7 protein-coding genes are annotated in these 6,369 nt (G+C 66.4%); 4 read left to right on the top strand and 3 right to left on the bottom strand.

Annotated elements, in window-relative coordinates:
• Positions 1 to 188 precede the first annotated feature (188 nt).
• A complete protein-coding gene (locus tag K2W81_RS15000) occupies positions 189 to 1,076 on the top strand; it encodes a prephenate dehydratase (RefSeq protein WP_294105850.1) in 888 nt (295 codons plus the stop codon).
• A gap of 153 nt (positions 1,077 to 1,229) precedes the next feature.
• Here K2W81_RS15000 and nudC read toward each other — a convergent pair whose 3' ends face one another.
• The 3 genes from nudC to mutY are packed head-to-tail and all read right to left on the bottom strand — an operon-like array spanning position 1,230 to position 4,469.
• Positions 1,230 to 2,099, bottom strand: a complete 870-nt coding sequence (gene nudC, locus K2W81_RS14995) for an NAD(+) diphosphatase (protein WP_294105848.1) — start codon at positions 2,097 to 2,099, stop codon at positions 1,230 to 1,232.
• A 7-nt stretch (positions 2,100 to 2,106) separates the two neighbouring features.
• Complete coding sequence (locus tag K2W81_RS14990; RefSeq protein WP_294105845.1) at positions 2,107 to 3,417, bottom strand: serine hydrolase; 1,311 nt, start codon at positions 3,415 to 3,417, stop codon at positions 2,107 to 2,109.
• Positions 3,417 to 4,469 carry an A/G-specific adenine glycosylase gene (gene mutY, locus K2W81_RS14985; protein WP_294105842.1) on the bottom strand — a complete coding sequence of 351 codons (1,053 nt, stop codon included), beginning with the start codon at positions 4,467 to 4,469 and terminating at the stop codon, positions 3,417 to 3,419. The genes K2W81_RS14990 and mutY overlap by 1 nt, the downstream gene beginning before the upstream one ends.
• Positions 4,470 to 4,483: 14 nt before the next feature.
• On the opposite strand from mutY, the gene K2W81_RS14980 reads away from it, so the two are divergent.
• The 3 genes from K2W81_RS14980 to K2W81_RS14970 all read left to right on the top strand — a co-directional run.
• Positions 4,484 to 5,026, top strand: a complete 543-nt coding sequence (locus K2W81_RS14980; RefSeq protein WP_294105837.1) for a DciA family protein — start codon at positions 4,484 to 4,486, stop codon at positions 5,024 to 5,026.
• Positions 5,023 to 5,751 carry a thioredoxin domain-containing protein gene (locus tag K2W81_RS14975; protein WP_294105814.1) on the top strand — a complete coding sequence of 243 codons (729 nt, stop codon included), beginning with the start codon at positions 5,023 to 5,025 and terminating at the stop codon, positions 5,749 to 5,751. Before K2W81_RS14980 ends, K2W81_RS14975 begins: the two co-directional genes overlap by 4 nt.
• A gap of 25 nt (positions 5,752 to 5,776) precedes the next feature.
• A partial coding sequence (locus K2W81_RS14970; RefSeq protein ID WP_294105812.1) for a thioredoxin domain-containing protein occupies positions 5,777 to 6,369 on the top strand: 593 nt, incomplete at its 3' end.

Below are 6,369 nucleotides of genomic sequence, written 5' to 3'. Positions count from 1 at the left end.
CCGGCGACGAGCGAGAGACCCAGCCCGACGAAAATCGCCGCCAGCACCCAACCCACGATGATGTTCGTCCGAAAGCTCATGTGCTGCAACGTCCCTGGATGTGAAGTGCGCTCCCTTTAGGTTCGCTGCCCGGCAATCGCAAGCAGCGCTTGCCGCATCTGCGAAGGGCCGATAAGCGCGGCGCGCAAATGGAACGTTTTCCCGCCCCCGCCCGCCCGATCGTCGCCGCCATGGCCGCCGCCGCTGCCGCTGACCCCGCGCGCGCCGTCGCGTTTCAGGGCGCGCCGGGCGCCAATTCGCATATCGCAGCCCTTCAGGCGGTGCCGGACGGATTGCCAATGCCCTGCTTCGACTTCGACGACGCGATCGAAGCGGTGCAATCGGGGAGCGCCGAACTCGCGATCATCCCGATCGAGAATTCGCTCCATGGCCGCGTTGCCGACATCCATTTCCTGCTGCCCGAATCGGGGCTGAGCATCATCGGCGAATTTTTTCTGCCGATCCGCTACGCGATGATGGGGCTCGGCACGCGGGAGCAGGTGCGCGAGGTCGTCAGTCATCCGCAAGCGCTCGGCCAGTGCCGCCAATGGCTGCGCGCGGCGGGCATTTCGCCGGTCACCTATCCCGATACGGCGGGTGCTGCGGCGCTGGTCGCCGAACGCGGCGATCCGGCGGTGGCGGCGCTGGCGCCTGCGATTGCCGCTGAAACCTATGGGCTGAAGCTGCTGGTCGAGGACATTGCCGACGAAGCGCACAACATGACGCGCTTCGTACTGCTCGCCCAACAGGCGGTGCCGCTCGACGGCGACGGGCCGTTCGTCACCACGCTGATCTTCGCGCTGCCCAATGCGCCGGCCGCGCTGTACAAGGCGCTCGGCGGCTTTGCGACGGCGGGGGTCAACATGACCAAGCTCGAAAGCTATCAGCGCGGCGCAAGCTTCACCGCGACCGAATTCTTCGCCGATTTCATTGGCCGCCCCGGCGACCTGGCGGTTGACCGCGCGCTGAGCGAGCTTGGCTTCCATGCCGAATGGGTGCGGCTGCTGGGGAGCTATCCGATGGCGCGGGAGCGGTAGATCGATGCCGCGCTAAATGGAATTCGCTCTCAACCCGTTTGTGCTGAGCTTGTCGAAGCACTGCCTTTCTTCTTCGGCGTCATCGCAAAAGAAGGATGGCCCTTCGACAAGCTCAGGGCGAACGGGGTGACGTTGGTCAACCCAACCCCGCTGCTAGCCCTTCGCCCACTCGGTCAGCAGCGTGTGGGCAATCGCATAGGGGGGGGCTGCCAGAAACGGACCTTCTCCGCCCGCCATCACTGTCCGCACTTCCTCGCGCGTTACCCACATCGCATCTTCAAGCTCATTGGGATCGATCTCGAGCGCGTCATCCTCGGCGACCGCGACGCACGCCATCATCAGCGACGACGGGAACGGCCAGGGCTGGCTGGCGACATAGCGCACGCCACCGACCCGCACGCCTGCTTCTTCGAAAATCTCGCGCGCGACGGCTTCCTCGATCGATTCGCCCGGCTCGACGAAGCCCGCGAGCGCCGAATAGCGGCCCTGCGGCCAGCCCTTGCCGCGCCCGAGCAGCGCGCGACCATCATGTTCGGCGAGCATGATCACCACCGGGTCGACGCGCGGGAAATGCTCGGCGCTGCACCCGCTGCATTTGCGTGCCCAGCCCGCGCGCATGATCGCCGTCGCCTGCCCGCAATTGGCGCAGAAGCCGTGGCGGCTGTGCCAGTCGAGCACGCTGCGCGCGGCGGCATAGGTCGCGGCTTCGCCGGGCGCGAACTGGTCGAGCATGCCGAACAGCCGCAGCGAGCGCCCCGGCGGCGTGCGCATGCCGGGCACATAAGCCGCAAAATGCGGGCGCCCGCCCGCACCTAACCCGAGCAGCACGAGCTCGGCTTCCTCGGGCGCATCGGCGAGCGACGTCCACGCCAGCGTGCCCTCCGCCGTCAGCTCGGGCTCGAAGTTTTCGAGCTTCAGCAGCCGCGCGCGCCAGTCACCCCGCAGCGCCGCGAGCGCTTCGGCATCGTGCCGCACATGATCGGCGCGGTCGAGCGGCCCGCCTGTGAACCCCGGCACCAGCATTTGGGCGTCAGTGCGCCAGATCGGCGTAGAGCGCCTTGGTGAAATCGGTGCGCAGCGGCCAGCGGTCGCCGGGCAGGTAGTTGACCATGACGGTCGCGCGCACCTTGTTCTTGGGGTCGACCCAGGCAATCGTCCCGGCCGCGCCGCCCCAGCCATAAGTGCCCTTGCCCGGGCCACCCGGCAGATCGACGAGATAGACCGAGCCACCCGCGCCAAAGCCCTGCGACGGCCCCGGCGCGCCGCCCGTATTGGCGACCGCGCCCGGATAGACGACGCCCGCAGGCAGCAGGTTCGACATCGCCAGCGCCACCGTTTCGGGCTTCAGGATGCGCGCGCCGTCGAGCGTCCCGCCATTTTGCAGCATGTGCAGGAACCGGTCATAGTCGTTCGCTGACATCACCAGCCCCGCGCCACCATAAGGAAAGCTTGGCTTTTGAAGATAGATTGACGTCGCTCCCGGATCGAGCGGCAACGCATTTTCTCCGATAAACGCATAGCCCGTCACAAGCCGCTTGGCATCGGCGGCGGGCACAGTGAAATAGGTCGAATTCATCTTGAGCGGCGTAAAGATGCGCTTCTGCAGGAAGGCGTCGAACGGCATGCCGCTGACCTTTTCGATCACCGCACCCATCACGTCGAGGCCGATCGAATAGCTCCACTTGGTGCCTGGCTCGGCGATCAGCGGCAAGGTCGCGACCTTTTCGGCGAACGCCTGAAGTGTTGCCGGACGGACCTTGCGCATATCCTTTTCGGCCTGCGCGGTCGAGGTGAAGGGGGTGATCCCCGCCTCTTCATAGGCCTTCAGCAGCGGCCCTTTGGTGACGATCGTATAGCCCAGCCCGGCGGTGTGGGTCATCAGATGCCGCACCGTAATCTGGTTCTTGGCCGGGACCGCCGTCAGGTCCTTCGTACCATCGACGAGTACGGTCATGTTCTTGAACGCGGGGATGAACTTGCTGATCGGATCGTCGAGCTTGAGTTTGCCTTCCTCGATCAGGATCATCGCGGCCATCGCGGTGATCGGCTTGGTCATCGAATAGACCCGCCACAATGTATCGCCATCGGCCTTGGCCGCGGTCGGCTCGAAGGCGAGCGTGCCCGCCGACTGGACATTGACGCTATCGCCAATGCCGACCACCGCGACCACGCCGGGGGCCTTGCGTGTCGTGGGATAGCTGTCGACCAGCGCCTTCGATTGCGGCAGCGCGACCGGAACAGTTGCCACCGCGACGGGCTTGCGCTGCGCCTGACCCGCAAGCGCACCCGTTGCCGCCAGTGCGACCAGTGCTGCGACCGTGACTGCCCGAAACTTCGCCATCATACTCTCCCCAAACGCGCTGCCTTGGCGAACACGGTTGGCAGCCCTGCCGACTCAAGATCGGCGATTGGCCACCATTCGCCTTGCACGGCGCCTGATTGCCCGTCGCCGCGCGCAACCGCAAGCACCAGTTCGAGGCGGAAATGCGTGAAGACATGGATCGCCGTACCCGGCGCCAGTGCCCAAACGGCGACCGGTAACGGTGCTTCGGCTAGTCCTGGGGGTGCATCAACCCAAGGCCCGGTCGGCAGTGCGCGCATCCCGCCGAGCAGTCCCTTGGGCGGGCGGCGCACCAGCAGCACGGCGCCGTCGCGCTCGATCCAATAGGCGGTGCCATAGCGCTGCGGCCTGGCGTTCTTGGCCGCTTTCACCGGATAGGCCTGCGGATCGCCTTGCGCGCGCGCGGTGCACATTGCCGCCAGCGGACAGAGGACGCAGGCGGGGTTGCGCGGGCTGCACAGGCTCGCGCCCAAATCCATCATCGCTTGCGCGAAATCGCCCGCGCGCTCGTTCGGCGTAATGTGATCGGTGAGCGCGCGAATCGCCGGCTTGGCGCCGGGCAGCGGATCGGCGAGCGCGAACAGCCGCGTCACAACGCGCTCGACATTGCCGTCGACCACCACCGCGCGCTGACCGAACGCAATTGCTGCAACCGCCGCCGCCGTATAATCGCCGACCCCCGGCAAGCCACGCAGCAATGCTTCGTCCGCCGGGAAAGCGCCGCCATGCTCGGTGACCACAGCGCGCGCGCACGCCAGCAAATTGCGGGCGCGGGCATAATAGCCAAGGCCCGCCCACGCTGCCATCAGATCGGCATCCGCCGCCGCGGCCAGCGCCGCCACCGTCGGCCAGCGCGCGACAAAATCGGCAAAGCGCGGCCGCACCGTCGCGACGGTCGTCTGCTGCAACATCACTTCGGACAGCCAGACCCGGTACGGATCGGGCGTCTCGCCGGACCGAGCACGCCACGGCAAGTCGCGGGCATGGCTATCGTACCAGCCAAGCAACGCAGGCGCGATGGCGGCGGAATCATGATCATGCTTGGCGTCCACCCGGCGGCTATGGCATGGACCACGCTGTGAGCAACAGTGTGCGCCCCCCCAAGCCCAAAGCCGATGAAGCCCCGCGTGGCGGCCCGGCGCGCGCGCTGAGCGATTTGCTGCCCGCGGTCAGCGGCGTCGCGTTCAAGAAATTCGGCTTTGTGCAAAGCTCGGTCGTCAGCCGCTGGCCCGAAATCGTCGGCGCACGCTTTGCGGCCGTCTCCGCCCCCGAATCGATTCGCTTTCCACGCGGAGAGCGGCAGGACGGGACGCTGCACCTTGTTGTGCGCGGCGCGCATGGCACGATGATGCAGCATATCGCGCCCGAAATCGTCGAGCGCGTCAATCGCTTCTTCGGCTATCCGGCGGTCGCCAAGGTCGTGATGCGTCAGGGCGATGTCGCCCCGCCGCGGCCGCGCGCGGCGCCGCCGTCGCTCAAGCCCGTGCCGCTCGAACTCGGCGACAGCCTGCGCGCGATCGTCGACCCCGAGTTGAAGGCGGTGTTGTCGGCTTTGGCGGCGGGCGTCGCCGCGAGTAAAGGCCCGCCGGTGATTGGAGGGGATGAATGAAACGCTTGGCGATTGCCTTGATCGCGACGGTGGTGCTGGCGGTTCCCGTGGTACAGGCGGCGCCCGTCAAGAAAGCGGCACCGGCAAAACGCGCTGCGGCGCGGCCCGACTGGGTCCACACCGTCGTCCGCACACCCGAAGGCGGGGTGCGCATGGGCAACCCGGCGGCCAAGGTGAAGCTGATCGAATATGGTGCGCGCACCTGCCCGACCTGCGCAACGTTCACCCTCAACGGCGCGCCGTTGCTGACCAAGACCTATGTCGCGACGGGGCAGGTCTCGTACGAGTATCGCGACTTTCCGGTCCATGGCGCGATTGATCTCGCGCCGATCCTGCTCGGCCACTGCGTGCCCACACGTGCGTTCTTCCCGCTGCTCGACGCGATGATGGCGAATCAGCGCGCCTTGATCGGTCGCCACGATCAAATCCCGCAGGCGAAGCAGGAGGAACTGCAGAAAATGTCGCCTAATGCGGTCGCGGCCTATCTCGGTAAATTCTTTGGCTATACCGATTTTACCGTGAAAGCGGGCTTGCCGATTGCGCGCGCCAATGCCTGCCTTGCCGATCGCAAGGCGGTGGACGCGATCGCCGCCCAAACCGCCGCCGCGAACAAAAGCTACACCATCGCTGGTACCCCGACGTTTATCGTCAACGGCGTCGTCGCCGAGAAGGTGCTCGACTGGGCGGGGCTGGAGCCTGTCCTGCGCGCTGCGGGCGCGAAATAATCTCTCTATCCGGAGTTTTTTTGCCATGAAGTTGCCTGCCTCGATTGCTCTGCTGCCCCTCGCGCTGCTCGCCGCTTGTAGCGGCGCCGGCACCGACAATGCATCGACCCCGACGGCGAGCGCGCCCGTCGCCGCCAAGCCCGCCCCCGCCGGCAAGGCATGGACCGATGTCGTGAGCGCGACGCCCGAGGGCGGTTATCGCATGGGCAATCCCGATGCCCCGCTCAAGCTGATCGAATATGGCAGCCGCGCCTGCCCCTTTTGCGCGAAATTTTCCGCCGAAGGCACAGCACCGCTGAAGGCGGGCTATATCGCCAGCGGCAAGGTGTCGTATGAATTCCGCGACTATCCGATCCACGGTGCGCTCGATGTGGCGCCCTATCTGCTCGGCCACTGCCTTTCCGCCGACGCGTTCTTCCCGATGCTCGACCAGATGATGGCGAACCAGCCGACACTGCTCGCCAAAGTGCAGGAAGTCTCGCAGAGCGCCGTGGCGCTCGGCGAGCCGACCAAGGTCGCGACGGCGTTCGCCGAAGGGCTGGGCTATCTCGATTTCGTCAAGCAGCGCGGCGTGCCCGAGGATCAGGCGCGCGCCTGCCTGAACGACAAGGCCAAGAT

It is taken from the genome of Sphingomonas sp., from assembly GCF_019749955.1.
Classification (GTDB): Bacteria; Pseudomonadota; Alphaproteobacteria; order Sphingomonadales; family Sphingomonadaceae; genus Sphingomonas.
The sequence above is the reverse complement of the archived record's forward strand: the minus strand, read 5'-3'. Positions and strand labels throughout refer to the sequence as shown.

What these genes read in the sequence shown, in the direction of transcription:
- nudC (WP_294105848.1), bottom strand. Translation starts at nt 2,099, where the DNA reads ATGCTGGTGCCGGGGTTCACAGGCGGGCCGCTCGACCGCGCCGATCAT.
- K2W81_RS14975 (WP_294105814.1), top strand. Translation starts at nt 5,023, where the DNA reads ATGAAACGCTTGGCGATTGCCTTGATCGCGACGGTGGTGCTGGCGGTT.
- K2W81_RS15000 (WP_294105850.1), top strand. Translation starts at nt 189, where the DNA reads ATGGAACGTTTTCCCGCCCCCGCCCGCCCGATCGTCGCCGCCATGGCC.
- K2W81_RS14980 (WP_294105837.1), top strand. Translation starts at nt 4,484, where the DNA reads ATGGACCACGCTGTGAGCAACAGTGTGCGCCCCCCCAAGCCCAAAGCC.
- K2W81_RS14990 (WP_294105845.1), bottom strand. Translation starts at nt 3,417, where the DNA reads ATGGCGAAGTTTCGGGCAGTCACGGTCGCAGCACTGGTCGCACTGGCG.